The sequence below is a fragment of the Micromonospora sp. R77 genome, from assembly GCF_022747945.1.
Classification (GTDB): domain Bacteria; phylum Actinomycetota; class Actinomycetes; order Mycobacteriales; family Micromonosporaceae; genus Micromonospora.
This window is the reverse complement of record NZ_JALDST010000001.1, coordinates 3,950,897-3,977,411: the sequence shown is the minus strand read 5'-3', so window position 1 is coordinate 3,977,411 and position 26,515 is coordinate 3,950,897. Positions and strand designations below refer to the sequence as shown.

Genomic DNA, 26,515 nt, shown 5'->3' with positions numbered 1-26,515 from the left:
ACATGACTACGCACTGCACCTCACCGGTAACTGCGCTGCACCGACTGGCGGTAGGCTGCCCGGGAACCGATCTCGACGTGACCGAAGGCGGCACGATGACGACCGTGCACCGGTGGACCGGCCGGGAGACACGCGCCCTACGCCAGGCGCTTCGGATGAGCATCCGGGACTTCTCGTCGCACCTCGGCGTCGCCGAGCGGACCGTGTCGAAGTGGGAGGCGGGCCAGGACCGGGTCTGCCCGCGACCAGAGATGCAGGCGGCGCTCGACACCGCCCTGACCAAGACAGCCCACGAGGCCCGCGACCGCTTCATCGCCGCGCTCAGCGCCAACGAGCCACGAACAGTGCCCGATCCCGGACGGTCAAACCTGGGACTGATGGCACGCCAACGAGTGGCAGCGGCTCGCGCCTCCGCCGGTCACACGCCCGACGAGTTCGCCGAGGCGCTGGCAGTGTCGCTCGGCTGGCGTCCTACCGCCGAAATGGTGCTGCGATGGGAGACGAGCGAAACCCCACCCGGCGACGTGATGCTCGCCCTCGATGCTCTGGACGATCGCCCGGCATGCCCTCAGGGGATGGCCGGTCTGACGGCGGTCTACCCCAGCCGGTCTCAACTCTCCGCGCGCCTGTCGGCGGATCAGCTCTTCGACGGAGCCAGGAACATCCGGGCGCTCGGTCTTTCCCTCAACATGCTCTGCCAGGACTACGCGGACCGTAGCTGGCAGGCTCTCCTGACGGCCGGTCCCCAGGTTCGTTGTCTCTTCCTCGACCCGGCCGGCTCGGCGATCCAGGCTCGTGAGGCGGAGGAGGGCTTTCCGATCGGACAGCTCTCGGCGCTGACGAAGCTCAACATCGAAACTCTGCTGCGGGTGCGGGACCGGCTGCCTGCCAACCTGCGGGACAGCCTGAACCTGGCGACGTACGACGAGACGCCTCGCTTCAACATCGTGCTGGTGGACGATCTCTGCGTGGTGCAGCCGTACCTGACGGACAGCCGCGGTGTCGACTCTCCCGCTTTCGTCATCGGTCAGAGCGATCCGGGCGGTGGGCTGTACCCGGTGTTCGAGCAGGTCTTCGAGTCACAGTGGCAGCGCGGGCGGGCGGTGTGAGCGAATACGCGGACCTGTTGCCCATAGCGACGGAGGCGGTCAGGAAAGCAGCGGAGGCGATGCTGCATCAGCCGCCGGGCACGCTCACCGCGAAGGGCGATCGCGACCTCGCCTCGGAGCTCGACTACACCATCGAACGCCAGACACGCGCGTTTCTACAGGCCGAGACACCTGAGATCGGATTCCTCGGGGAGGAGGACGGACCGACCGGGGCGATCGAGCTACGCTGGGTCCTCGACCCGATCGACGGCACGGCCAACTTCGTACGCGGCCTGCCGCTGTGTGCCGTCTCCCTCGCCCTCGTGCATCAGGACGAAGCCGTTCTGGGCGTGATCGAGCTGCCCTTCCTCGGAGCGCGCTACAGCGCAGCGAAGGCCAACGGCGCCTACGCCAACGGCCGGCAGATCAGGGCGAGCAGCACCAGCAGGCTAAAGGACGCGATCGTTGCCATCGGCGACTACGCCGTAGGACTAGACGCTGAGGTCAGGAATCGCCTGCGACTCGCCCTGACCGCTCAGCTCGCTGCCGAGGCACAGCGGGTACGCATGACCGGCAGCGCGGCTCTCGACCTGGCGTGGCTCGCCGAAGGCAAACTGGACGCGGCATTGACGCTGTCCAACCATGCCTGGGACATGGCCGCAGGAGTCGTCATCGCCCGTGAAGCCGGCGCGGTTGTCTTCGACCACGACGGCACGACTCATGACGTCCGATCAACTGCCACCCTTGCGGTCGCGCCGCCGCTCGCCCAGACGGTGCTCGCCGTGTACAAGAGGTCTGCCTCAACGGAGAGTTAACGGCACCCACCACCTCCACCAACACCTCACCACCACGCTGGTGCCCGTGCCCGTCGCCACCGCCAGCCGCGACGACGCCACCACGGACCAGCCGGTCTGGCACCTCCCCGGCCACCCCGGCCCACTCACCCTCGCCGGCCTCGCCACCACCGTCCCGGGCCGCGGCCTCGACAGCCTCGAACAATCGACGTCGACCTCCGCCGCCTCCCGCCGCGGGACCGCCGTCACCCCCGGAGCGCCAGCTGTCGGGGCCTCTACGCAGCCCGATAGCATCCACACCTCTGAATGCTGGGATCCTCGCCAAATATCGGGCTTGCGCCCCTAACTTGACCTTGGGCGAAGGCCTGCCGCAGCGAGGGCTCATAACAAGTCCCCGCCCTTCGTAAGATGCTCAAGTTGCCGGCACGGTGGGGGTGTATCATGGACGCAGGTCAGGCGACCGCCAAGCGGATCGCGGAGGACTTGATCGCTTCGCTCGAGGACTGGCGTGAGACCAAGCGCGGCAAAAAGGGGGGCATCAACGCCAACGTGTTCTGCGCCGGCCTGTACGTGACGGAATACGTCGGGGCCAAATACCCTCTGCAACGATCCGACTACCTGGCCGACTCACAGGTCAAGGGAGCCAGCGGGGCAACCGCGAAGAACATCTTGAGCCGGCACGGCGAGGATCGGGACTTCCTGAAAGAAGGCGGGCGCACCTCTCGCATGACCAAGGAAGTCGCCGTCGAGATCGTCGAACTGCTGGACAAACACCCCCGTTCGGACGACCTCCGCCGGCTGCCTCCCGACGAGCTAGCCGCCGTCGCGCGAACGCTGCAGGCTTGGTTCGTCGACCAGATCAAGGTTGAGTACTTCGGCAAGCAGCGGATCAAGGCGGAGTTTTCGCCGACGACGCCGATGAAGCTGGTTGTCTCCGTGCTTCTGAAGTCGGCGCAGGAGCGAGGCGGCAACACCGCGGGCGCGGTGGCGCAGCACCTCGTGGGCGCAAAGCTCGCCCTACGGTTCCCTGAGCTGGAGATCAGCAACGACAGCTACACAACCGCTGATGTTCAGACCTCTCGCCCGGGCGACTTCCTGGTGGGCGACACGGCGTTCCATGTGACGATGAGTCCGGGTCAGCCCCTGTTCGAGGGCCGGTGCAAGTCGAACCGGAAGGCTGGATTCCGGTCCCGAGTGCTCGTGCCCGAGACCAGGCTCGCCGCCGCCGCGCAGCTGGCGGATCTGGCGCGACTCGGCGACTACGTGGCTGTGCAGTCTGTGGAAGACTTCGTGGGCACCAACGTCGAGGAGATGGCTGGCTTTCGCGAGCAGGACATTCGGTCGGGCTTGCGACTGCTGCTGGAGACCTACAACCGACGCGTCGCCGGGGTGGAGAGCGACCCATCGCTCTTGATAGAGCTGCCCGAGAACCTCTAGCCGTCACCGGGCAGATCGGCGTGGCCGGCGTCGGCCCTGATCTTCACTGCGCCAGATGGTCTGCTGCCGCCGGGGCGTGGGCCCTGCGGCGCGACCCGCCGCGGCCCGCTGTCTGGTGGATCAACGTTCGGTTTGTAATGTTAGGCCCGTGACCCAGCTAGCGTTGATCCCTTCCGATGTCGGCACTGCCAAGCCCACCGCTGCGGAGTTCTTCGCTGGCATAGGCCTCGTCCGCCTGGGCCTGGAGGACGCCGGCTTCAAGGTCATCTGGTCAAACGATATCGAACCAGACAAAAAGGAGATGTACGCCCGCCACTTCAACGACCCCGAAGGCGCGCACGACTACAAGCGCGGTGACATCGCAGACGTCAAAGGCCCGCAGATGGCCGACGGGCTGAGCCTTGCCTGGGCCTCGTTCCCCTGCACCGACCTGTCCCTGGCCGGGGCGCGACGCGGCCTCGCCGGAAGTGAATCAGGAACCTTCTGGCATTTCGTGCGAGTGCTGAGGGAGATGGGCGACCGACGGCCGCCCGTCGTGGCCTTGGAGAACGTCGTAGGCCTAGCGACCAGCCACGGCGGGGAGGACCTGGCCGCCGCGATCCGCGCCCTCAACGATCTCGACTACTCGGTGGATGTCCTCACACTCGACGCCCGCCGCTTCGTGCCGCAGTCACGCCCACGGCTGTTCCTCGTCGCCGCGCTCGAACCCCCAGCTGATGAGCCCGTCCCCAACAGCGAACTGCGGCCGGACTGGCTACAGGCGCCATTCGGCGACCCGACCCTGCGCACCCACCGCGCCTTGCTGCCCGCGCCTCCACCGCCGACGACCACCGGCTTGACCGAGCTCGCGGACAAGCTCCCGCCCAGCAGCGAACTCTGGTGGGACGACCAGCGTCAAGCAGCCTTCGTCAGCTCCCTGTCACCCATCCAGGCCGAGCGACTGGAAACCTTGCGCAAGGGTCGCGGAATCTCTCGCCGGACCGCGTACCGGCGCACCCGCAGCGGGAAGCCGACCTGGGAGATCCGTCCCGACGACATCTCCGGCTGCCTGCGCACAGCGCGAGGTGGATCGTCGAAGCAAGCCTTGGTCGAGGCCGGGCAGGGCAAGGTCCGGGTACGGTGGATGACCCCCCGGGAGTACGCCAAGCTGATGGGCGCCGCCGACTACCGCCTCGACGGGCTGCGCACAAATCAGGCCCTGTTCGGCTTCGGCGACGCGGTGTGCGTGCCAGTAGTGTCGTGGCTCGCCCGCGAGTACCTGATGCCGCTCGCGCTCGGCGAGCTCCGCTCCGCGGAGTCGCCGCGCCTGGCGGTGGTGGGTGCCTAGCATTCCTCGGCCGGCCCGCAACTCTCTGCCGGCCCCGGCGGTCCGCGACTTCCGGGGAATGCTGGACGCGGCGCTCAACGCACGGGACGAGCATGGCCGGCACTGGGCAGACGCCCGCTGGGGCTGCTACGCGTTCTACGATTACGACGGTGAGCCCATCTACGTGGGGCAAACCAACGAGCGGTTGCGCGTGCGGGTACGACGGCACCTGACCAACCAGCGCACCGACGCGGTGGCCATGCGCATCCTCGACGTCTTCGAGGTCGCCGAAATGGAATTGTGGCCGCTGTGGGAGTTCGAAGACGTCGCGGGTAAACGACACCCGGAATACGCGCCAGCCCAGCAGAGGCTCAACGCGGTCGAGTACACCGCGTACCTGAAAGCGATCCGGGAGAGCCGCTTCAAGGCGATCCTCAACGAGAAGATCCCGCCAGTCTCCCCGACCGTCGACCTGCCCGCCTCCGGGCGGTTCCCGCTCATCAGCGACGCCACCCGCCGTGAGCGGGGGCATCCGGATGTCCGCATCGCCCGCCGCGCCGAGACGATCTCCCGGCTCGCCGCGGTCGCCTACGAGCGGGGTGAGGTCTCCGACGGTCTGCGACGGGTGTTAGTTGTCCAAGGCGTCCGGCTGGCCTACATCGCCGCCGTCCGGCTGGCCTACGCCGAAGGACGACCTACGCCCGACCCCTCAGCCATCGACGTCACCGGTCTCGTCGGCAGCGTGTTATTCGAGCACGACGACACGCCTCACCTCTTCGACAGGTAAAGGCAGCGGACCGAGACGACGGGTCCTTGGGCGCGGCGAGCACCGGGCGGTATTCAAAACTCGTCCTGACTAAAGGACGTCTCGTAACTCGTTGAAGGCGTTGCCCGGGACCGGCGTTGGTGTCACCCGAGCAGGATGATGTTGTGCAGGTGGGCGATGCCGGCGGCGGTGTCGGTCAATGTGCTGGCGGCACGTCGATAGTCGCGCAGGATCTTGAAGCTCTTCATGCGGGCCAGAGCGTGTTCGACCTGGGCGCGGACCGTGCGGTGCTGCTTGTTCAGGTCTGTCTTCCACGCGGGTAGCTCGCTGCCGTCGGAGGGTTTGCGGTACGGGATGATCACCTCGGGGTTGCCGCGGTAGGCGCCGTCGGCCATGACCGGCCGCCCGGCCAGTTTCTGGTCGATGCCGGAGGTGCGGTAGACGATGGTGTCGTTGCGGTTGCCGGGCTGCGGGTCGCCGAGGGCGACGACGAGGCGGGTGTGGGCGTCGATGGCGACCTGCAGGTTCGTCGAGTAGCGGTAGTTCTTGCTCGGCGCGGCCAGGCGACGGTCGCGGGTCGGGATGAGGGTGCCGTCGACGATCGTGATCTGGTCGACCCAACGACGGTGTCCCGGGGTGAGCGCCAGCAGCGGGCCGAGGGTGTCGATGACCCGGTGAGCGGCGGAGTGCGACACCCCGAACAGCGGGCCGATCTGCCGCATCGTCAAGTTCGTGCGCCAGTACGCGGCCACCAGCAGTACCCGGTCGGCGAGGTCGAGCGACCACTGCCGGCCCGGCCGACCATCAGCGATCGCGTCCCCGCCACGCTCGGCAACCAGCCGGACCAGCCTGCGGAACTGGGCAGGCTGCAGCCCGGTGAACGGGAAGATCCACTCCTGGCTGGCCGCCGAGATCACCTGCACCCCGGCATGATCCATCATGGACCGGTCACCGAGTTACGAGACGTCCTTTAGGGTGAACGACATGCCAGAGCAGTCGTGGGCCTCCAGCCCGGCGACTCGACGCGCCATGCAGGGCAACCGCAGCCGCGACACCACCCCAGAAGTGGCGCTGCGCCGCGCGCTGCACGCCAAAGGCCTTCGCTACCGCGTCTGCGCCCACCCGCTTCCGAATCTGCGCCGCAAGATCGACATCGTCTTCCGCCCAGCCCGCGTCGCCGTCGAGGTCTACGGCTGCTTCTGGCACGGCTGCCCACAGCACCACCGACAGCCGACGGCAAACAACAAATACTGGCGTGAGAAGCTCGCCAGAAACATGGACCGCGACCGACGGACCCGCCAAGCCCTCGAGGATGCCGGTTGGCTACTGATCGTCGTATGGGAGCACGAGGACCTAGATGGGGCGGCGCTTCGGATCGCCGAGTCGGTGCGCGCCCGCCGAGGATTCACTACGCATGAAGCATGAGCATCAATGGCAGGGCCTTCCAGTCGCTCCGCAACACCTAGGGAAGGGCGAAGCCCGTTTAGCCTAGCTACCGCCAACCGCCTATGGGTTGCTTCTCGCCTTGACGGGCAGCCCTCGCGCCGTCCTCAAGTTGCCGCGGAGGGGGTATTTCCCTGCTGCTAGGTGCGCCCTCACATCGTCCGCTGCGGGTCGCCCCGCGGCCTCCTGGTTTGCCTGCCGCTTCACCTGGGCACCCCGCGGTTGCTGCGGGTCGGCAGCGCTGGTACCCACTCGCGCACCGGTTGGGGGTGCCAGTAGGCACCGCCGATGGGGCAAGATCCGAGGCGTGCGCTTGCTTACCCTGGCCGAGATCGGCCGCCTCGAAAAGCTTAAGGACGGCCCGTTGGGCTTTGGGCCGATAATAAGAGACTTGCCCAGCGCGTCCATACGGCACCTGAACCGGATTTGGCCCGCGAGTTCCATCATTTACTCCTCGCCGTGGTCAACTTCAAGGCGAATCTCAAGGTCTACCCGCCGCCAGCCAGCTACGAGCCCGATCAAGTGCCTACAGTAATCAAGGACAGGATCCGGGTTTCCGTTGGTGCCCGCGGCAACGTGCGGATGCCCTTCAGAAGCCTCGATACCGGCCGGAAATCGCCGCCTGGCAGAAGAAGGTCAACCGGGCTCACACCCGGATCCGCGCCATCGGCGAACGCGCCGCGCCACCCTCAAGACCTGGAAGATCCTGACAGAACCCGCTGTAGCCCACACCGCGCGACCTCGATCGTGCAGGCCGTCCACGTTCTCCACCACGCGGAGCACCCAAGCTTCTCAGGATGAAAATGGCTCATTGTGAAGGCGGTAGCAGGCCGGACGTGTGCAGAGTACGGGCAATGTATCCAAAATGCGCGCTCGAAGGCGCAATAGTCGGGGTCACTCCTTGCAGCCCGCTCAACGTTCTCCAAGACCCGGACGGCGCGCCGCACATCGACAGGTCGCGGTTATCTCGCAACGTTCTGGCTCCTAGGTTGTCAGGCCTCTTGGCCGACGCTCGCTCCGGCTGAGCCTTCCGCAGTCGGATTTGGCGAGGCTAGCTGGCGTCTTCGACGACTTGCAGGACGAGGACAGCCTCCACGACGGCGAGGCCGCCGGGACTGCAAGTTCCAGCGTCACGGCGCAGACGCGTCCTTGTGTCACGCCCACTACACATGCTTGTCCACAATGGCAGCATTCCGCCGCGACGTCACCTTGGTCTCGAACAGGACAAGACGCTTGTCGCCGCCGACGGCCGATTCGGGCGCAACCAAACGGAACGCCATGGTCACTTGGCGGGGGTGTAGTTCATCGTTTGTCTGGCCGGGGAGGGAGCCTTCACTTTCCTTCGCCCGATCAACAACCGGATAAATTAGAAGCGAACCTGATCGGGGCTCAACATGCCGCCTCGCTTGTTCCTCGCCGATCTCCGCGTTGTTGACGGCCTTGTCGTCTTCTGATGGCACGCGTTTGATGACTTCTCCGGGCCCGCGGTGTTCGAGTTTGCTGATTCCGCCGTAATAATCGGGCTTCTGCCGGGTCCTGGTGTGGACGCTGATTGGGTGGTGCCCCAGGATTCGCCGGTTGGCCGTTTGGCCCTTATGCTGCGGCAGGATGACGACCCAGCCACTGATTTGCTCCGGGGTGAGCGAGCTGAGCCACCGCAGATCGGGTCTCAGCGCGTCGTCGGTTGCGAGGCGAAGCGATTGCATGACGCTCAGCAGAATCGGATGACTGACTCTGCCGATCCAGGCGTGGTAGTTCCAGCTTTCGGGTGCGCTCTCCGGCTCGCCGCTACCAGGCTTGGCACCATTGGCCAGCTCGCCGTAGAGGTGGGCGTAGGTCTGCGCGGCGTCGAGAAGTGGCTGGAACGCTCGGGTGTTGGAATCGATGAGCTTGGGGTCGGACGGCCACCGTCGTGGCTCCACGGCGATGCCTGGCGATCGGCGTTCGGCGAGGTCAGCGTTGTACATCTTGTTGGCTGCTGTCGGCTTAAGCCAGTCGAGGTGTTGCGCGACTAGAGGTGGCACCTGGGCGGGGGTGAGCTGGGACTTGCCGTCGACGGGTGTGGCGTAGCGGCGGAGCTCGGTTCGGAAGTGTTCCTCGTCGCGGCAGCTGGCTTCAAAGGCTGCGTGCAGGGACGGGGTGATGTAGAGGCGGACGAGGTCGCGGTAGTGCGGTCGGAAGCCGAACCAGCGGCCCATCTGCATAAGGGTGTCTTGCTGTTTGGTGAGTCGCCGGTAGTAAGAGATGGTCAGGCCTTCGACGGTAAAGCCACGAGCGAGGCTATTCCCGCCGACGAGAATCTTCCAGACTCCGCGCTGATCAAAGTCGATCTGTTCGTTCTCGAGGCTCTTCTCGCTGTTGACGACGATGACCGGGTCCCCGCCCTCGCTGATGTTGCGGACCGTCCGAGCAATGTAGGGCGTCAGCTCTTCATAGGTATTAGGGATGCTATCTCCCTGCGCGAGCGCTTGGCTGACCTGGCGGATGTCTGTGTCGTACAGCTTGCGTAGCCGGTCAGCGCTAGCCGGCGCGAAGTAGCCACCGGTTTCCCACAGTTTGCGCACTTCCGTTGCTTTGTCGCTGTGAACCGCGCGTTGCATGGCGTGGTGGACCAGCATTGTGTGGTGCCGGTAGGATCCCTCACCTCGCTCCTGCCGGTAGAGCTTGAGTGCTCCCGTCAGCACGAAGGCATCGATGGCTTGCCGCAGGTGGGACTCGTCGTCTGGGTCGTCCGGTAGCGGACGTACGTGCGCCTTTTCCTTGGAGTTTGCGAAGTTGGGTTCAGTGTCGTCGAAGTTGTTGTCGAGGTCATGGAAGTCCGCGGCTCCCATGTATCCCGGTGGCCGGTCTAGGGAGATGATGAAGTTGCTTGGGAAGATGTCTTCCGTGTCGCTGGGGTCGACGAAGACGTTGGCGAACGGCGTCGCGGTGTAGCCGACGTACTGGGCGCGCGGGAGCAGCGTCAGCAGCTCGCTGAGGCGCTGGTTGATGCTGGTCCGCTCTTTCTGGTCTTTCTCCCACTTCTTGGGATTGCTGGTGTTGGGCGACGCTTGATCGGACTCGTCGTCGATGATCAACGCCGGGATCTCGGCGAGACGTGTGGTGATCTTGCGGAGGTCCTTGACCAGCTTGGTCAGCACGAGGTTGTTCTTCTTTACGACCACCAGGCGGGCGTGGCTACCTCTGAGATTGACTTCGTCGTACAGCGGCCGCGTCCGCTCGGGCCGTTCGAAGTCAAGGGCGCTGATGCCCTGTTGAAGGCTCCGGTAGTCGAAGTCTCGCGTAGTGAGGCGTACGATGTCGGGCTGGCCAGCGTCAGAAGGCAGCACGCCGTGCCGAACGAATTTGCCGTCGCGCCAGTCTCGGTCGGCGTGGTAGTCGAACGCTTCGGTGTCGTGCTCACTGATGCCGCGGAGCAGGTTCTCGCGGCCGACGAGTTCCATGTCGAGTCGTCGCTGTGTCTGGGTTCGTAGCAGGTTGGCGCTTCCGCTGAGCACGATAATGAGCCGGTAGCCGGCGTCGATGGCCTTGGCGATGACCCCGGTGAAGTTCGCGGTCTTGCCGCTCTGCACGTAGCCGACGACGAGGCCCTTCGCCTGGTGGCGTTTGGGGCCGGCGGGGTCGGCGAGGCGCTCCACGACCTTGGTCGTCGAGGCATCGAGCGCGGCGACTGCTTTGGGGTCAAAGCCGCGTGCGTGCAGTAGGTGGTTGCGGTAGTGGTCCCAGTAGAAGTCACGGTCGCGGCGGACGCTGTCGGTGTACCAAGGTGTCCACTCGCCGTCGATGACGGTGTCCCCGGTCGCCGCGATGGGTACCACGTCGAGGAGTACCGCAGCTGCCTTTTCGCCGAGGCCGAGCAGCGAGACGACACGCGCCCGCCGCTCCGGGGTGTTGTGCTCGGTACCGTCAATCCAGTTGCTGCCGTCGGCGGCGTCCCAGGTCGCGAGGCGCACGGCGAGGTCTTTGCGGAGGCTGTCGTTGGGGCCGACGGCAGCAAGGTAGGCGCAGAGGCTGTCGTCGTCGGTTTCGATCGACAAATCCTCTGTTAGGGCCGCAGCCAGCGCATGCAGACGGCGGGGCCCACGCAGATCCATCGCCTTGAGCGCTTCTCGGTAGCTGGTCGCGAAAGGTTCGGTCACGAGTTCACCTCGGTGGCGATGATGTCGGCGAGCGGCTCAGGGACCATCGCGCCTGCTTCATGCTGGGTCAAGTCGATGCGGTATCTGACGTCGGTGACGTGGCTGTAGTCGAATCCCGTGTCGGCGAGTTGATGCGCCGTAAGCCTGGGAAAGTCTTCGGCCACGAGGAAGGCGCGTGAAGGGCTTCGTCGCCGCCAGCGCGTGACGCACAGCTCATCGAACGGTTCAGCCCAACCTGCTGCGGCGAGTTTGGCGTCGAGTTCCATGCTCGCGGTCGGGCCGGCTGCAGCGCCTCGGGCAGCAGCGACCAGCTCGCCCAACGTCCATCCCTGTCCCCGGCCGGCTTCGGTGAGCTGATGGGAGACCAGCCACAGCGGTGCCGGTGGTGTCGCTTGCAACTGTGTAAGCGAGCCGATCCAGTGCGCGCGGCGCTCCGAGGCGGTTGTCTTGACCTCGACGTCGAGGTCCTCGATGGCGAAGTCGTGTTCTTCACCGTGCGGCCCGCGCCAGGCCGACACAGCAGCCTGCGGCCCGAGCCGTTTGCAGGCTCCAATCAGCGTCAGCAGTTCTCCTACGAGGCCCACCTCCCGATCCCGAGAAATTGACCGGTTGCGTTCCGTTAAACGGATGAGCAACCGAAGGGTGTCCGTGACGGCGACTCCGAACCCATTGCCATCCAGTTGGGCTCGATCGGCTATTGCGCAGAGAACGGGATAGGCGTCCACGAAAAGTGAGGGGTCTGTGATCACGACCTGCAGCAAGCCAGGATCGCGGGGGGATGGCCGCACGCTGAGATGTTCCAAGCGCGATCGTGGAGCGGCCTCGCGGTCGCCAATCGGCCCCTGCAGGGTGATTGAGGGACGCTCCGGATCGATGGTGAGGGTCAGTGGAGGTTCCTTGCCCATTCGATGCGCCATCGGGACGCCGGCAGCGAGGTACTCGCGGAAACTAGCGACGCTAAGGTGCTGGCTTACAGTGGTCATGAGGCTGCGCCGCGGACATGCTGGGACCGGGCGGCGCTGGTGAGGATCTCCTGCCACATGGCGATGTTGTCCTTGTCCTTGGCGCCGAGGTACTCGCCCTCGAACACGTCTTCCAGTAGAAGGTAGAGCAGCGCCTTCACGAGCGGAGCATCATTCAGGCCGCCGCGCCCGGTTCCCACCACGGCTGGGCGATAGTGGTCATTCAGCCACAAGGTGCGGTTCTCGCGATCCACGGTGAACAGCTCGAGGCTCTGGAACCGGCGCCACCTGATGTCGATCGGGTCCTCGCCGGGGATGAACGGGACCTCGTCGCCGATCGCCCGTCTGATCAGGGGGTCGAATCCTTTGCCGGGAGGGAGCATCTTGCGCCGGTCTCGGCTGCGTTCCCGAGATCGTTTGTACGCGGCTTCAGCGTCCTGCAGGTATGAAGCCATGCGAGCGCCGTCTGCGTCGCGAGCGGCCTCGGCAAGGTAGGCGAAGTCAGGTCCGACCGTCACCCGTGACTTCTCGGGGTTCATCGAGAAGAGGCCGGCGACGTCGTCGTTGATGTCGATCGCGACTCGGGCGAGCTGCAGCCGGGGGTCGACTGCGGTGAGACCGTCCCACCCGCCGGCCTGCAACAGCCGATCGGCTCGGTAGAAGTACAGGCCCTGTCGTTCAACGGCACCGCCTGGCAGACGAAAGTTTGGGGACTTCGAGCGGCCGGGCCAGACGTGGCAGGTGAATGCAAGCCGGTAGCCGTGGTGTTCCGCCAATAGGGTCTTGGGGTAATCCGGATGGCCGGTGTGGTGGTAAGCGAACGGGTTTATCGGCTCGGCCTCGAACTGGGCACCGACTACGGAGCGGTCTGTGTCGGCGACGTCGACCGCTATGCGCAGCGATCCCCGGGCCAGAAATCGGTGAAGCACTAGTCCAAGGTGGTCGAGGACCTTGGATATCGTCGCGGTCAAGAACGCTTGCACGCGGTTTGGGTCGTCCGTCACGGTGAATCCGGCGACGCCATCCCAACGGATGACGGTACGACCGCCTGCGCCGACCGCCTTGAAGCCCCAGTCCTGATCCAACTCGTCATTGACAAAGTCGGTCGGCACAATGTCGCATCGAAAGTCCGAAAGGTCATCTAAAGACCAGTGACGACCATTGATTTCACCGCGGCTGGAACGGCTAAAGACCGTCAGGTTTCGAGCCTGGCTGAACGAGGCAGCCTTCATCCCGAGACCGAACTTTCCAAGACTTCCCGTTTTGTATTCACGACGCCCACCAACGGTCATAGCGGAGTCAATAAGCTCGGAGGAGATGCCGTGGCCGTTGTCAGCGACATAGAGCGAGCATAGACGTCCACCACGCTGCACGAACCTGATAACCACATCGCTCGCAGCCGCGTCAATAGCGTTGTCGACAAGATCCGCTAAAGCCGTCTCGATGCGGTGGTTGCGTCCCAGGCCGTCAAGCGCATGCGGGTCAGGGGGCAAACTTACCGAACCACTCGTTGGAATTTCTTCCCGCCACGTCGACAACTCAGACCCCGTCCACCCTGCTTGCAAACGCATTTCGCCCAGCCCCAACATTGCAGATGACCTTGAATTTACCCGATCGACCCGGCGGCGCACATCGGCCAATCGGCCGATTCTATTCCATCATTACCAGAGTGCCTGGAAGCCTACTTCACAAAGGATGCTCGTCACGCCTGTTGCTAAAGTTTCCTGACCGGCCCGTCCGTTCATTACGCGCACGGATGGTTGCGCGATTCGCGTCCGCCGGCAAATCCATGCGCCGGAGGAGCCACGGCGCTTACGGGGATCCCGGCCTCTTATCCTTAGCGGGACGCCGGCGGTCCGCAAAACGTTCCGAGATGTGTCGATCATCTTGGAAATCGAGTCACCAGCCAGTCTTTCACGGCCTCGAGGCTCGCATATCCGTGACTACGAAGGATTTCGACAATATCTCTACCGCAAATCATTACAATAGGATACTGGTCGAGCCTCACCTCCTTGTACACTTGCTCGTTGAAATATGATGTCGTGACGAATACTCCGAAGTTCCTATGACGGATTCTTGAGATCAGGCGCGACATTTCAGTCACCCCGACGGAGTTGGCCGAGCCGTAACACTTGGCTTCTAAAGCGAAGTCGACCGAAATGCGATCCGCCGCCGGCCCAATCTTGTAGACTCCTATTGCGTCGCGACCCCCATCTTGGCTAGCTCGAGTCACGTCAACCGAACCCGTCGCCGGTGCAACCATGCGCCAGAGTTCAACAGCACAGTACTCAAAGTCATGTGAGCTAAATAGCTATGAATCTCAGCCAGAATTTGCCGATCGGGCCCAATTTTAGGGGCCTGATCGGCTCGACTGCGGACAACTCTAGTCGCGGGCGCTTTCATGGGCCTATACGATCTTCCATGCACCCACTCGCGCCACACGCCTGGACAGTTATCGGACAGGGGACTGCCCGCCACGAGGTCCATCAACCAGGCTCTCGGGACTATCCCGGCGTCGAGTACGGTGAAGCGTGTCTGATAGTTTTGGAACCGCATTCCCTGTGCACCCCGCCATATAGCCTGGAGATCATCATCGGCCGATAGCGTCGGTTCTCCTGGTGCCAAGAGACCGCGAAAAAGCACGTCGCGACCACCAGTAGCTGCTTTAGCGAACAGGAGGAACGGCGGTACTCGTTGTCTGGAAACGGAGTCGCCGTGACAAGCGGCAAAGACGTCTCGCAGAAGGATATTCCCACGGCGAGGCGTGCCATGTAGCTCGCGGCCGTGGTGCCGGTTGTCACCGAAGTAGGTGAACTCTCCCGTTTGTTCGTCGAGTACGTCCGGCCAGTCGGGCTCAACTCCGGACGTGTAAAGCACGACTAGCCGTACGGAACCTCGAAGCGGTGAGCCTGCATATCGGAATCCGCCCTGGTTCCCGACCGGGAGTAGACGACCTAAGGGATCATCGGCAACGGATCCCCTTAGTCCACCTTTATACACCGCGTCAACGATGAGATCCGCGTCCTGTAAGGAATGAAAGGGCACGACCATCGGCGATACTGTCATGGCAGGCCACCGTACGATTTGCCCGCGGGGATAGCGTGGGTGGCGTCAGCCGATGGGTGACCGATGCGGGCGAATCGCACCGAAAAACGTCGCTTTAAAGCTGGTTTGATCGTCCCGCTCGCACCCCTTACCAGCGAATTCGCCCGGTGATCGGCTCGCCGGATCGAGTTTTCAGCGCTAAGGTGCCCCGTCACGTACGAGTGATCACAAAAAACGTTGGCGTTTAGGCCGCCGAAGCTCCAAAGAGAACGGGTGGTCGCGGTTCGGAGGGAGGTGCCCGTCATGCCGCAGCCAGCAATCGTCCAGCCACAGCAACGGGCGTACGGTCTAGCTCGAAAAGGTCTGCCGTCTGCACGCTCTGGAACATTTTCGCAATGACGGGAAGTGGCGGCCCTCTTCGCCTTAGCCGTCGCGCCATTCGACGTTTTTCGCTGGCCTGACCCGCTCTTCGTCGCCCGGCCCAGCACCGCGCCGTTGCGTTGCGCAGCGGGCGACGAGACCAGCTGGTCGAGCCATACGTTGGGAGTGCGGTCGGGACGATCGTCGTTTTCCCATTCGTACCCGGCTACTTCCGCGACGCGGCCTGCGGCGTCGGCGTAGAAATCGCCAATGCCTCTTCGTCCCACCATCGCCACCCCCGAAGTCTAGCGAGTCCCACCCCCCGCACGAGCTACGAGAAATGGGGATTTTCAGATTGTTGGACGACACTGTCCGCCGTCGGAACCGTCGATTAGCCAACAGCCCTGACCGAACGGCGGCTGATTACCGCCGGGCGACGGCAGGCAGCGCCGCCAACTGGTCAGCTCGCCCGAGGCCAGGCGGCGCAGGCAAGGTCGGCCAGGACCGTTGTGCGGATCAGGATGTGGTCCTCGGTCCACTGTGCCGACCAGTTCGGGATGATGTCGGCGGGCACTCCGCTCGGCACCTGAAGGACGCTGGCCGAGGTGAGCAGCAGCACCGCGTGCTTGTTGAGCTCCATCCGCTTTTGCGACCACGGCCCGTTGCTGATCGACGAGTTGAGTTTCGTCGTGGTCAGGGTGAGGTTGCCGAGCCTGTGGATGAAGCCCTCGCGGTGCTCCTTGGCCTGTTCCACCGGGCAGTCGGCAGGCAACGGGTAGTGCTGCGTCCACTGCTGCGGCAGGAGGTGCTCGACGCTCAACTTGTCCGCCTGAGCGGGAGTGAAGGTCAGCTCCGACTTCTCGCCCCGCAGCTGCGCCTCCAGCCCGCCCAGTAGCACTCGCAGCCGCGGGCCGCGGAGCTGCCGGTAGAGGTTTCGACCCAGCGCCGCAGCCTTGAGTTCGCTGTCGTCCGGCCAATACCGCGAGTCGGCGGTCTGCTCAGCGAGTTGGTCGCGCAGCACCTCGCCCGCGACCGCGTCGTCGGCCTCTCGGAGGCCCTGCAACATCAACAGGAACAGCCGGTTGTAGTCCTTGGTGGTCAGGCCGCAGACGAATCTGCGGACGAGGAAGGACTCGATCGCGGTCGCGGCGATGGCCCGCTGGGCCTCGCTGACCCCGTCTCGGGCCTGCAGGTGCAGCAGGAGCGGCATCGGCGTGGTGGTGTTCAGCAGGTCGAGCACCTGCAGCAGTCGACCGGTCGGGTCGGTGCCGGGCAGGCTCTCCATCCGCCGCATAGCCCGCCCGTGGTGTGCCAGGTCAGCGAGGACCGACGCGGCAGACGGCTTCTTGTCCGCCAGCCAGCGGCGGAAGTCGGCGAAGAGGCGATCCACCGGCACTTCCTGCCCGGTTCGGATGGACAGCCAGTACGACAGCAGCAGGTCGATGCGCGCCCGCTTGATCCGGCCGGTGGTAACGGCCTCGCCCCACCACGCCGTCTCGAACGGCAGCCAGTGCTCCTGGTGCAGCTCGGTCACGTCCTGGCCCTGCTGCTCGGCCACCCGGAACAGGGTGTTCTTCACCAGGTCGGAGGCGCGCAGCCGGGTGCCGCGATCGTTGAGGGTCTCGAAGATGACCTGGGCGTCGTCGTGCGCCTCCAACTGGATCTCCACCAGACCCAGGCGCTCCCGCAGCGCGATGACCAGCGCGTCGGCACGCCGGACCGGGTCCTCGGCTGCGGCGAACCAGATGCTCAGCTCGCCGTCGAAGTAGCGGCGGGCGGCGATGAGCCGGTGCTCGTCGGTCTTGTAGGCGGGGAGCGCCGCAGCGAAGAGCGCCTTGAACGCGACTCGATCCGACAGCGACGGCCACACCTTGTATCGCTCGTACGGGTGGTCCGGGTGGACGAGTTGTTCGGTGTTGTTGAGCAGCAGCCTCAACAGCCCTTCGGCCTTGTCGGCGGACTGTTCCCGAGCCGCGACCCAGCAGGAGGCAAGCAGCACCTGGAGGGTGGTCAACCGCTGCTGCCCGTCGATCACGTTCATTGCCGTGATCCGGCCCGGCGCCGGCGGCATCCGCTCTAGCACGATCGCACCGAGGAAGTGTGTACGCGGGGAACCCGCAAAGGGATCCGGCAGGCCGCTAATCTCCTTCTCCACCTCCTCCGCCGCCGCCTGGACGTCCGACCACAGCGGCACCCAGTTGCGTTCCTGCTCCCAGACGTACGGGCGCTGGAATACGGGGATCACATGCCGTCGGTCGGTCCCGAAGATGTGAACAAGCTGGACGGTATCCGCCTTCATGCACTCTCTCCCCTGCTCATACGGTGCCGATCTGACTTACGGCAGTTGCGCGGACGCGTCCACCACTCGACTGCTGGCGATCGCCAGCTCTTCCTCGGTGAACAGCGCCCGGAAGCGCGGCCGAATCACCACCGCCTCCGCGGTCAGGTCCACCCGTCCGCGCTCCCACAGCGCGGTGAACCCGTCCGAGACCACCGGGTGGTGCAGCAACTGCCGGGCGGTGGCCAGCCCACCCTTGTCCGTCACCAACCGCAGCAGCAGCGCCGCGTGGTAGTGCGCCTCGTCGCGGGCCCGCTCGTAGGTGCGCACCATCGCGTCGTGAAACGCGGCCTCCAACGCCCGCCGGTCCGCCGTCTCGCTTTCCGCCTCGTCCGGCAGCTCCTCCGCCCGGTCGTAGGCGCGCGCCATCGCCCGCCGCAGCGACTCCTCCAACGCCCGGCCGTTTGTCGCCTCCCGAGCCGCCGGGACCGCGCCGGTGGGCCCGGTGACAGCGGGTCCAGGGGCGGCTGGCGCTGCAGCGCCGGGCGCGGGGCTGGCGGGGGCGTCGCCGCCGGTGAGGCGCAGCAGTCGGGTGACGCTGCGGAACCGGACGGCGGCGGAGCTGGCCGCGGGGAAGTACTGCACCAGGCCAGCGTGCCGGCCTCGGCTGTCCTCCACGGGCATGTCCCGCTTCATCGAGGCTGCGCCGATGACGGTCTTCGCCTCGTGCGGACGTACCCAGCAGACCAGCCGCGCGCCCGTCGGGTGGGCCCGCTCGACGCGGACGTTCGCCCGATACTTGCGGGCCTCCGGGGACGCGCTGTCGTAGTAGCGGGCCCAACCGAGCACCTTGCCCTCGTGCCGGATCGGCACGTCGCGGCAGTGCTGATAGCTGTCCATCGCGGCCACCGCCTCGTAGGGCCGCAGCCAGGCGACGTTGCGGTAGCCGACGGGCACGGGCACCCTACCGTCGTCTGCCAGCTCGTCGGCCGGCCGCGCGGCCGTCGCCGGTTCCGGCTTCGCCGACGGTACGACCACCGCCCGGTCCTCCTCCGCCTGGCGCGGCGGTACCGGGGCCGGCGCGGACGGCTGCGGGACCGCCTCGACCACGACGGGCGGCTGCTGGACGACCTCGACCACGACGGGCACCGGCGGCTCGGCCTCGACGAACGGCTCGACGGCCCCTGGCTCCGACGCCGCAGCAGGTGGCGTGGGCGCCACGACCTCGGCGGCGATCACTTGAGGAGCGGCCACCCCGATGCCCAACTCCTCGATCCGCTGCCACAGCGGCTCCAGCGCCGCCTCCGGGTCCCGGCTGAACACACTCCCCCGGATCCGCACGAACACGCAGTTGCCGACCCGCTCCAGCACCGCCTGCCGGCGCATGTCGCTCTCCCACCGCTCCGGCCCGTGGTAGGCGTCTCCGTCGCACTCAATGGCGAGGCGGCGGCCGTCCGGGGCAGGCAGCACGAAGTCGATCCGGTAGCTGCCGATGCGGAACTGCGGCAGCGGTCGGTAGCCGCGACGCAGGACACGGCGCAGCACCTCGCGTTCGAAGTCGCTGTCGCAGCGCTTCTCCAGGTGGTCGTACGCCTCGTCGGCGGCGGTGACGTTCTGGCAGTAGGTCAGCAGCAGTCCGCGGGCATCGTCCTCGCGCAGGTCGGCGGGTTGCACCGAGTGGAAGACCCAGAGCTGGTCCCGGGCCCGGGAGGCGGCAACGTTGACCCGCCGGTGGTGGTCGCGCTTGGTGAACGCCGACACCGGCCCCTGATGCGGGGACACCACCAGGGACAGCAGCACGATGTCGCGTTCGTCACCCTGGAAGGTGTACGAGTCGCCGACGCGCAGCCGCCGGCGTTCCATCTCCTCCTCGCCGACCGCCTCGCGGATCCGGGTGAGCAGATAGAGGGCCTGACCGCTGGTGCTGAGCAGGCTGACCACGCCGATGGTCCGACCCGCGTAAGCAGGATTGGCGACGATTGCCGCGACCCGGTCGACCAGGGCGTCGGCCTCGGCGACGTTGACGTTGCCGTAGGCGGTCAGGTCCTGCCGGATGCCCTCGGGCACGTGCACGGCGATCACCGGGTCGCCGATGCCGGCCGGGCGGTCCGTGCGCAGCGGCTCGATCTCGCCGCCGTAGTAGGTCTGGCTGGAGAAACCGATGATCGCCGGTACGGAGCGGAAGTGCTCGGTGAGGAGAATGCGCTCGGGTGAGCGGCGGACCGCGTGGTCGTAGAGGCTGCTCTCCGGGTCGAAGTGTTCCGCCGACGGCACATCGACCAGGTGCGAGTTGATCAGACCGTTGACGGTGCCGACGAACGACAGCTGGGGGCCGATCTGCTGGTCGTCGCCGACGACGACGGCACGTTCGGCGAGGCTGAGGATGGGCAGCGAGAACATGTCCGCCTGGGACGCCTCGTCAACGATCACCACGTCGAACTGGGCACCGCCGGCGAACTGCTCGATGGCCCGGTCCACCGACATGACCCAGACCGGTACGGCGTCCACAGCCGCGCTCATCGCCCGTTGGGCGTGCGCCTGCCACTGGGCGGCGTTCTTCCCCGTACCCTTTCCGATCTTACGCAGCGCGGTGGTCCAGTCGGCGAGCGCGGCCCGGCGGCGGTCGTCGAGGGCCTTGGAGACCTCCAGCCAGGACGATGCGACGACGAGTTCCTGGGTGAGGCGGCGGATCCGTTCCCGCGTCTGCTCGATGCGCCGGCCGAGGGCGACCGGGTCGACGCTGCCGACGACGGTGTCGAACCAGGTCTGCGCCTGCCGCCACTGCCAGCGGTGCAGGCAGTCGGCGCCGCTGCCGGCGAGCGCGGGCGCGGTGCCGTCGTCGATGGTCGCAGTCCAGCCGGGTGCAGCGTCGCGGAGCCGGGCCGACAGGTCGCGGAAGCGCTCGGCGTCGGGGCGCAGGGCGGCGAGCCTGCGCACCTCGTCCAGACAGGCGTCCCAGCCGTCGAGGTCGGCCCTCCGACGGCTCACGTCGAGTAGCCGCCAGAGCTCGCTGGCCTCCGTACCCGACATGCCAGCCTCGATCGCAGCGGCCAGTTCACGCTCGGCGGTGACCAGCTGATCTCGGGCGAATACGGTCGCGCTGCGGGCGACAAGATCGGTGATGGCGGTCAGCCGCCGGGTGTCTACGGTGGCCGCGATGGTGGGGAGCAGCCCGCGCAGCGTGGCGTGCAGCGCCGGCCAGCGGCGGCGGTCCCAGTCGAGGGCGGATTCGGCCTGGGCGAGCAGCCGGCCGGCCCACGTCTCGGGGTGGACACCGGCCGGGACGGGAAGCTCGAGCGGCTGGGTCCACTCCTGCCAGCGGGTGGTCAGCTCTTGGCGCAGCCGCTGCCGGCCGACGTAGGCGACGACGATGTCGACGTCGTTGCAGGTGCGCAGGATTTCACCGTCGATGAGGCATTCGGCGGCGAGCTTGGCCAGGGTGGCCTGGAAGAGCCGGCTGACAGCCTTGCCTGCGGCGAAGCGTTGCCGCAGATCACCAAGCTGGGCGAGCAGCCGACGCGGCTCGGCCAGCTGCGTATCGGGCACGGTCACCTGGTGGCCGGCGATGACCCGGGTCGCGGCGGTCAGCTCGCCGAGGGCCCGCTGGCAGGCCTGGACATGGTCGTACCAGAGCTGGTGCCAGTGAGGGTCGGCCTGAAGCAGGGTGCCGAGCCGGTCGGTCCAGGAGTTTTCCCGCGCAGCCAGCAATGTCAGCGATTCGCGCAGCTGCGCGGCGAGGTCGTCCAGGGGCTGTGGGCCGAAGGCGCGGACCTGCGGCAGGGCCACGCCGGCGGCGGCGAGCTGATTCAGCTCTCGGGTCGCCTCCTCCAGCCGTCCCCGGTTGGCCAGGACCGCCGCCGCCGATGGCAGGTCAGCCGCCGTCGGCAGGTCTCGCAGTGCTTGCAGCCGATCCTGCTTGGTCGTACGCCGAGCGATGTCGAGTAGCTCGGTGAACTCGTCGCCGCTCAGTGGCGGGGCGAGATGCGGTGGCAGGTCGTCGGGGATGTCACCGTAGCGGTCGGCCCGTTCTCGCAGCCAGACGCCGACGTCGCTCGGGGAGAGCCGGATGCCGTCGATCTCGTGGTGGGCGGCCTCGTTCTCGGCCATCGTGCGCAGGCCGCCGAGGGCCTGACCCAGGTCGCGTTCGGTTTTTTCGAGCTGGCGGCGCAGCCGGTCCACCCGCTGCTGTTCACCCCTGCGGTCCAGGGTGGCGCCGCGGTCGGACAGTTCCCGAGCGGCCAGTTGGAGCTGCACGAGCTGGTCCGTGGAGCGGCCCAGCACGGCCAGGCAGAGCGACTGGATCTCCTGCGGCAGGCCGTCGCGCAGGACCCGCAGCGGGTCCTCCTTCTGCGCGACCACCAACACCCGTTTGCCGTGCGCCATCAGATGGCAGATGAGGTTGCGGATGGTGTGCGTCTTGCCAGTGCCGGGCGGGCCCTGCACGGCGACGTTGCGGTGCTGGGCGAGGCGACGGGCGATCGATTCCTGCGCCTCGTTGGTGGGTAGCGGCATGAGCAGGCGCTCGCCCAGCGGCGCCCAGCGTTCCGGCTGGTCCTGCGGCATCAGCAGCTTGCTGGGTTCATGCGCGAGGATCGCGGCCAGCGCACCGATGCTGCTGTCGTCGCCGGCGAGCAGCCGGGCGCGCAGCTGCTCCAGAAAGCGGCGAAGCATCCGCTGCCGAGGACGAATGAACAGCACGCCGGTGTCGTGCACATGCGGCCCGGCGGGAGCGGGCTGGTCGGCGTCCCGGACGACCGGGTCCTGGCCGAGGCGGCGTAGTGCACGTTCGAGGAACTCCCGCCGGGTGAACTCGTCCCACACGTCGAGGTCGAGCTGGCCGCCGGATCCGGCCAGGGCGAGCAGTTGAGCGAGGTAGCGCTCGTCGAGCCCGCTCAGCGGGTCGGTCTGCAACCGGGCCGCACCCTGCGGCACCGCCGTGACCAGGGACCGGTCGGCGTCGAACTCGATCGCCACCGGGGTGACGACCAGCGGATAGTGGACCCGGTGGCCTGCCACCTTGGCCCGGATGACGCCGTGACCCCAGACGAGTTCGTCGGTGGCGGCGTTCATGTCGACACGGTGCTTCAGGTCGAACAGGCTGCGGTGCAGCCGGCGTACGTCCTCGATCCGCCGGGCCTGCCTGGCCCACGGCCGCCACTCCTGCTCCCGCCACGCCTCGAAGCCGGCTTGCAGAGGCTCGGTCTCCGCCTCCGGGCCGACCAGTCGAGGCTCCGCGTCGTACGACACTGGACCGTTCAGGTGGGCCGCGAACTGCGTGGGTGTCCGCAGGGACCGGGCCGGTGCGGGCAGTCCCACCCGCAGCCAGCTGGTGCCGTCGGCGGAGACGCCCACCTCGCAGGCTGGATGGGTCGGGAACGCATGCTGCCAGAAGGCGCCCCCGGTAGGAACGGTCCGGGCGGGTTTCTCCATCTGCGCTCGCACGGCCATCAGATAGTCGACCAACGAGGTGGCCCGGTCGAGGATCAGCGCAGGCGATTCGACCGAGGACGTGGAGCGGGAGAACATGGATCACCTTCGGCGCTTGGAGCAGGTGGAACCTGACGGCCAACAGACCTCATGGGTCGGCATCAGATCGTGCCCGGGAGAAAGTCCAGCTGCCTGAATCCGACGACGATTGCTCGCACTCGAGCCCGACGCGCGTCACTCCCCACCTCCCCACTGGCGGTCCTCGCACCCTACCTGCACGAGTCCTGTCGACGGGATCCCCCGATCGCCACAACTTCAAGCCGGGACGGTGACGTCAGCCGCACGTTCCAGCAGGTTCTTCCATCAGATCGATAGAGACTGCTCCAACGATGTATGGGCGGTGTGTCCGGGATCCGACATCCAAATGCTGTCCAGTAGGGATATTCCCGGGCACCTCTGGCCAACGGCATGACCGACATGACGTTCGGCAGGGTGTCCGGCCTAAGGGTGGTTGGGTATGGTGCCGGCTTCGCACCCCTCCTGACATTTGGGACTGACGTGGGCTCGATGAGCTGATCGAGCGCGTGAGGATGCAAAGCGGCCCAAGGCGAGGCTCTGCACCGCCGCCCATTCAGCGCAGCCTACGACCGCCTGCAGTCTGCTGGCCTGCTGAGGAGAGCCTGATCCCCTATCTCAGGGACCTCAGCGGTACCGAGCGAGCGGTGACCGGTGAAGATCGACGAGGTCACGTCATCACTATCGACGCCGGCTCCAACTGGGCCGTCCCCGCAGCAGCAGCGCCGCCAAGGCGAGCACTGCCGTCAGCAACACCAGTCCCGTCTGGACCACCGAGCCACCGATCTCCCCGTCGATCGCGTGCGAGACGGTGTGCGCGACTGCGGCCACCAGGTAGCCACCCAGCGCAACCGCCAGCCCGTCCGACCAGATCAGCGCCAGCAGCAGCGTCGCCCCGATGCCGAGCTGGAACGCTCCCACGTCGTGCACGAAATGCTCACTCGGCGGAAAGTTGACCGCCGCGCTGAACGAGCCGGGCGCGACCAGCGCCCAGACCCCCACCACCAGCGACCCGATACCGAGCAGACCAGCGACCACCCGAACAACGCTTCTCATGCTGGCCTGACGAGATACCACCCACCGATGTGACGGCGGCATCAACGCCGGACCAGCGCACGCTCCCGCTGGGTGGTGGGCTGAGTACGCGGACAACCAGGAGTCGGCGGCCAGAGATAAGTGCCCCGTAAGTGCAGCACTTGACCGCTCACCGGGCACTTGCCCGAAAGTCAGCTCTGAGCTGGAAAAACACTTACACGAACTTATGCACTCCTTGAACACTTTGCACTCGCACTTACCGCCTCCTCTGGAGGTGAGTGCGTGAAGTACCGGGCCAGGAGAGGAGTCCTCCTGACCGCCCTGCCTCCGGCTGGTCATACGCTGGCCGCATCAAGCCTGACCGTCCGAAAGGGACAAGACATGACCGAACAGCCCATCGTGATCTCCGTGGCTAAGCCGCTCTGGGCGGCCTGGTCGATGGGCGAGGAACTGGCGAAGGTCCGGGGCCGGCGCCTTACCCAGGCATCCACGTCCGAGCTCCTGGCAGCGCTGTCGATCCATGAGGCCGCTTTGCAGAAGGTGGCGGGGCACGCGCCGGAGGTGGTCTACGGGCTCTGGATGGAGGACCGGTACTCCGCCCCCTTGCCAATCACCTCAAGCGGAGTGGTGCCCGGGGATGACTACTACGTATGCGAAGAGACGCCGGAGGTTGCACTGAGCTTGGCTGAATCCCTCCGCGACCACGCAGTGAACGCCGTCAGAGACGAACTGGCCAGGCGCTGAGCCCTCCCCTAGACCCCTGGCCGGCATGGATCTCCCCCTATAAAGGAGCCACCAGATGACGGAGGAGGACATGGAGCCGTGTGGCATGCCGCTGGAGGCCAGCCTGGTGAGTTGCGCCGGCTCCTAGACCTGTCCGCCGGCATTAGACTCAAAGCCGCAGCGACCAGGTTGCCCCGGGATTCGAGTCCATCGCACAGGCCGTTTCTCGCGTCTTGAAGCACATGAGCGCCATGGGCCTGCCAGGGGAAGACTTGGCTGAGGCTCATGCCGCCGCCCGTGAGGTCCTTGATGAAGTCGCACAGGAGGCACCGGCTCGTGGCAAGCTCTGCCGTGCAGTCACCGCCCTCAAGGGCATCCTCGCCCCAGTAGCTGCCGGCGTCGCCGCAGGCAGTGCTGCCGGAGCCGAAGAGTGGGCACGCACTGCCATCGAGCAACTCGGTACGCCGTTCTAACAAGCCAGGCAACGCACCGTGAGCTGCTTGCCGTAGATGTTCACGGCCGACCGGTCCTCGCTCAGCCGGTCCGACCATGCCTCTCCTGGTGTAACAAGCTACGGCCGACCGGCGAGACGGGCCGTCTGCGGGATCAACGGCGGACCAGCACCTCACTCACACGCCGCGTAGCAGCCCTTCCCGTCGTGGCCGGTGCAGGCAAGAGGTCACGCGGCACATCCGGCGCACACCAGCACATCGGCGTGGCCGGCGCCTGCGGACGGCGCACCAACGGCCGGTAGAACGCCACCGTCAGCAGCCCCATCGCCACCGCCACCACCCCGAACCCACCAGCCAGCACCACCGACCCGTCCGGATCCCCGCTGACCACCATGACCAAGCCCATCGCCGTCACCGACACCGCCAGACACGTCCACCCGGTCAGCAACGCATAAGCCCCATGCAGAGCCCACGGGCTCTGCCGCAGCAGCCCCACCCCCACCAGCACGGCGGCCGGCGCGACCACCCCGAGGTCCATCAGCTTGACCAGCCAGAACGGCGTCGGGCTCGACGCGTACTCGGTCAGCGACGACGGGTCCGTCCAGGCCGTCACCATCGACCGCAGGTGCAGCCCGAACACCAGGAACGCCGCCACCGTCAGCAGGGTCACCCCGACGACCCGGGCCAGCCGCGGTGACGGCGCCGGCAGCGCCGACGGAAGGGAACGCCAGCCGAGCACCAGCACCGCCTCGGCGAGCAGGAACACCGCCAGCAGCAGCGGGAAGAAGCGTTCCACGTTCCCCGGCAGCCGCAGGTATTCCTGCCCGATGACCACCTGCGCGTACGTGTAGATCGCGTACGCCGAGAGGCCCACCGCCAGCGGCGGCGCGAGCGGGTGCCGGCGCAGCGCGAGCACGGCGGCGGCCAGGGTCAGCGGGACCACCACGAACAGCGCGGCGGCGTCGCTGCCGAGCAGCTGGTGCAGGGTGGTCGGTGAGGTGCGGTAGTGCAGCAGGTCCAGGCCGAGCGGGCCGACGAGCGAGGTGGTCGCCATGGCCAGCGCCAGGGCGGCGAGGGTCGCGGCGAGCGTCCGGTGCCGGTCCGGGACGCGGGTCGCCGGGCGGGTGGTGAGCTGCGCGGTCATGACGCCTCCCGACGCTGCCGCCGGCCGGATGGTCGGCTCCA

16 protein-coding genes and 2 pseudogenes are annotated in these 26,515 nt (G+C 66.6%); 8 read left to right on the top strand and 10 right to left on the bottom strand.

All coding sequences use genetic code 11. From position 1 onward, the window contains the following. Positions 1 to 2: 2 nt before the first annotated feature. The 5 genes from MRQ36_RS18635 to MRQ36_RS18610 all read left to right on the top strand — a co-directional run bounded on the left by MRQ36_RS18635 (position 3) and on the right by MRQ36_RS18610 (position 5,412). The gene (locus MRQ36_RS18635) at positions 3 to 1,109 is read left to right on the top strand and encodes a DUF5919 domain-containing protein (protein ID WP_242797204.1); all 1,107 of its coding nucleotides are present in this window, start codon (positions 3 to 5) and stop codon (positions 1,107 to 1,109) included. Beyond that, positions 1,106 to 1,903, top strand: coding sequence for an inositol monophosphatase family protein (locus tag MRQ36_RS18630; protein ID WP_242797203.1), 798 nt, complete (start codon positions 1,106 to 1,108; stop codon positions 1,901 to 1,903). Before MRQ36_RS18635 ends, MRQ36_RS18630 begins: the two co-directional genes overlap by 4 nt. 420 nt (positions 1,904 to 2,323) lie before the next feature. Continuing rightward, positions 2,324 to 3,319, top strand: coding sequence for a DUF4928 family protein (locus tag MRQ36_RS18620; RefSeq protein WP_242797202.1), 996 nt, complete (start codon positions 2,324 to 2,326; stop codon positions 3,317 to 3,319). 148 nt (positions 3,320 to 3,467) lie between these two features. After that, positions 3,468 to 4,646 (top strand): DNA cytosine methyltransferase, encoded by a 1,179-nt coding sequence (locus MRQ36_RS18615; protein WP_242797201.1) that lies wholly within the window; start codon positions 3,468 to 3,470, stop codon positions 4,644 to 4,646. Positions 4,647 to 4,704: 58 nt separating this feature from the next. Next, positions 4,705 to 5,412, top strand: a complete 708-nt coding sequence (locus tag MRQ36_RS18610; RefSeq protein ID WP_242797200.1) for a GIY-YIG nuclease family protein — start codon at positions 4,705 to 4,707, stop codon at positions 5,410 to 5,412. A 122-nt stretch (positions 5,413 to 5,534) separates the two neighbouring features. Here MRQ36_RS18610 and MRQ36_RS18605 read toward each other — a convergent pair whose 3' ends face one another. Next, on the bottom strand, positions 5,535 to 6,314 hold the full coding sequence (locus MRQ36_RS18605; protein WP_242801217.1) for a transposase family protein: 780 nt from the start codon (positions 6,312 to 6,314) through the stop codon (positions 5,535 to 5,537). 61 nt (positions 6,315 to 6,375) lie between these two features. Between MRQ36_RS18605 and MRQ36_RS18600 the strand changes: the two genes are divergently transcribed. Both MRQ36_RS18600 and MRQ36_RS18595 read left to right on the top strand, forming a co-directional pair. Next, positions 6,376 to 6,816: a very short patch repair endonuclease gene (locus MRQ36_RS18600; RefSeq protein ID WP_242797199.1), complete on the top strand. Its 441-nt coding sequence runs from the start codon at positions 6,376 to 6,378 to the stop codon at positions 6,814 to 6,816. Between the two features lie 579 nt (positions 6,817 to 7,395). After that, positions 7,396 to 7,635 (top strand): annotated as a pseudogene (locus tag MRQ36_RS18595) (transposase family protein); the annotation flags it as partial. 362 nt (positions 7,636 to 7,997) lie between these two features. Here MRQ36_RS18595 and MRQ36_RS33990 read toward each other — a convergent pair. From MRQ36_RS33990 to MRQ36_RS18565, 8 genes and pseudogenes are all read right to left on the bottom strand, one after another. Beyond that, positions 7,998 to 10,973, bottom strand: a complete 2,976-nt coding sequence (locus tag MRQ36_RS33990) for a Z1 domain-containing protein (protein WP_242797197.1) — start codon at positions 10,971 to 10,973, stop codon at positions 7,998 to 8,000. After that, on the bottom strand, positions 10,970 to 11,878 hold the full coding sequence (locus tag MRQ36_RS18585; RefSeq protein ID WP_242797195.1) for a PD-(D/E)XK motif protein: 909 nt from the start codon (positions 11,876 to 11,878) through the stop codon (positions 10,970 to 10,972). Before MRQ36_RS18585 ends, MRQ36_RS33990 begins: the two co-directional genes overlap by 4 nt. Positions 11,879 to 11,952: 74 nt before the next feature. Beyond that, positions 11,953 to 13,566, bottom strand: a complete 1,614-nt coding sequence (locus tag MRQ36_RS18580) for an ATP-binding protein (protein ID WP_242801215.1) — start codon at positions 13,564 to 13,566, stop codon at positions 11,953 to 11,955. A gap of 251 nt (positions 13,567 to 13,817) precedes the next feature. Beyond that, positions 13,818 to 14,228: pseudogene (locus MRQ36_RS34480) on the bottom strand (restriction endonuclease); the annotation flags it as partial. Continuing rightward, entirely contained in the window at positions 14,165 to 14,986 is an 822-nt protein-coding gene (locus MRQ36_RS34475; RefSeq protein WP_374251153.1) for a hypothetical protein, read from the bottom strand. The pseudogene MRQ36_RS34480 and the gene MRQ36_RS34475, both read right to left, overlap by 64 nt. An 814-nt stretch (positions 14,987 to 15,800) precedes the next feature. Then, positions 15,801 to 17,639 (bottom strand): DUF262 domain-containing protein, encoded by a 1,839-nt coding sequence (locus MRQ36_RS18575; RefSeq protein WP_278187545.1) that lies wholly within the window; start codon positions 17,637 to 17,639, stop codon positions 15,801 to 15,803. Positions 17,640 to 17,675: 36 nt separating this feature from the next. After that, entirely contained in the window at positions 17,676 to 23,144 is a 5,469-nt protein-coding gene (locus MRQ36_RS18570) for an AAA domain-containing protein (protein WP_242797192.1), read from the bottom strand. A gap of 657 nt (positions 23,145 to 23,801) precedes the next feature. After that, complete coding sequence (locus MRQ36_RS18565) at positions 23,802 to 24,176, bottom strand: hypothetical protein (protein WP_242797190.1); 375 nt, start codon at positions 24,174 to 24,176, stop codon at positions 23,802 to 23,804. 360 nt (positions 24,177 to 24,536) lie between these two features. On the opposite strand from MRQ36_RS18565, the gene MRQ36_RS18560 reads away from it, so the two are divergent. After that, a complete protein-coding gene (locus MRQ36_RS18560; protein ID WP_242797188.1) occupies positions 24,537 to 24,899 on the top strand; it encodes a hypothetical protein in 363 nt (120 codons plus the stop codon). Between the two features lie 585 nt (positions 24,900 to 25,484). On the opposite strand, the gene MRQ36_RS18555 is transcribed toward MRQ36_RS18560, so the two are convergent. Further along, positions 25,485 to 26,474, bottom strand: a complete 990-nt coding sequence (locus tag MRQ36_RS18555) for a hypothetical protein (RefSeq protein ID WP_242797186.1) — start codon at positions 26,472 to 26,474, stop codon at positions 25,485 to 25,487. Between the last annotated feature and the right edge of the window lie 41 nt (positions 26,475 to 26,515).

Bases quoted from the DNA above. Each gene is read 5' to 3' on its own strand.
- MRQ36_RS18635 (WP_242797204.1), top strand. From the start codon at position 3: ATGACTACGCACTGCACCTCACCGGTAACTGCGCTGCACCGACTGGCG.
- MRQ36_RS18620 (WP_242797202.1), top strand. From the start codon at position 2,324: ATGGACGCAGGTCAGGCGACCGCCAAGCGGATCGCGGAGGACTTGATC.
- MRQ36_RS18610 (WP_242797200.1), top strand. From the start codon at position 4,705: ATGCTGGACGCGGCGCTCAACGCACGGGACGAGCATGGCCGGCACTGG.
- MRQ36_RS18600 (WP_242797199.1), top strand. From the start codon at position 6,376: ATGCCAGAGCAGTCGTGGGCCTCCAGCCCGGCGACTCGACGCGCCATG.
- MRQ36_RS18585 (WP_242797195.1), bottom strand. From the start codon at position 11,878: ATGGGCAAGGAACCTCCACTGACCCTCACCATCGATCCGGAGCGTCCC.
- MRQ36_RS34475 (WP_374251153.1), bottom strand. From the start codon at position 14,986: ATGGTCGTGCCCTTTCATTCCTTACAGGACGCGGATCTCATCGTTGAC.
- MRQ36_RS18575 (WP_278187545.1), bottom strand. From the start codon at position 17,639: ATGAAGGCGGATACCGTCCAGCTTGTTCACATCTTCGGGACCGACCGA.
- MRQ36_RS18570 (WP_242797192.1), bottom strand. From the start codon at position 23,144: ATGTTCTCCCGCTCCACGTCCTCGGTCGAATCGCCTGCGCTGATCCTC.
- MRQ36_RS18565 (WP_242797190.1), bottom strand. From the start codon at position 24,176: ATGAGAAGCGTTGTTCGGGTGGTCGCTGGTCTGCTCGGTATCGGGTCG.
- MRQ36_RS18560 (WP_242797188.1), top strand. From the start codon at position 24,537: ATGACCGAACAGCCCATCGTGATCTCCGTGGCTAAGCCGCTCTGGGCG.
- MRQ36_RS18555 (WP_242797186.1), bottom strand. From the start codon at position 26,474: ATGACCGCGCAGCTCACCACCCGCCCGGCGACCCGCGTCCCGGACCGG.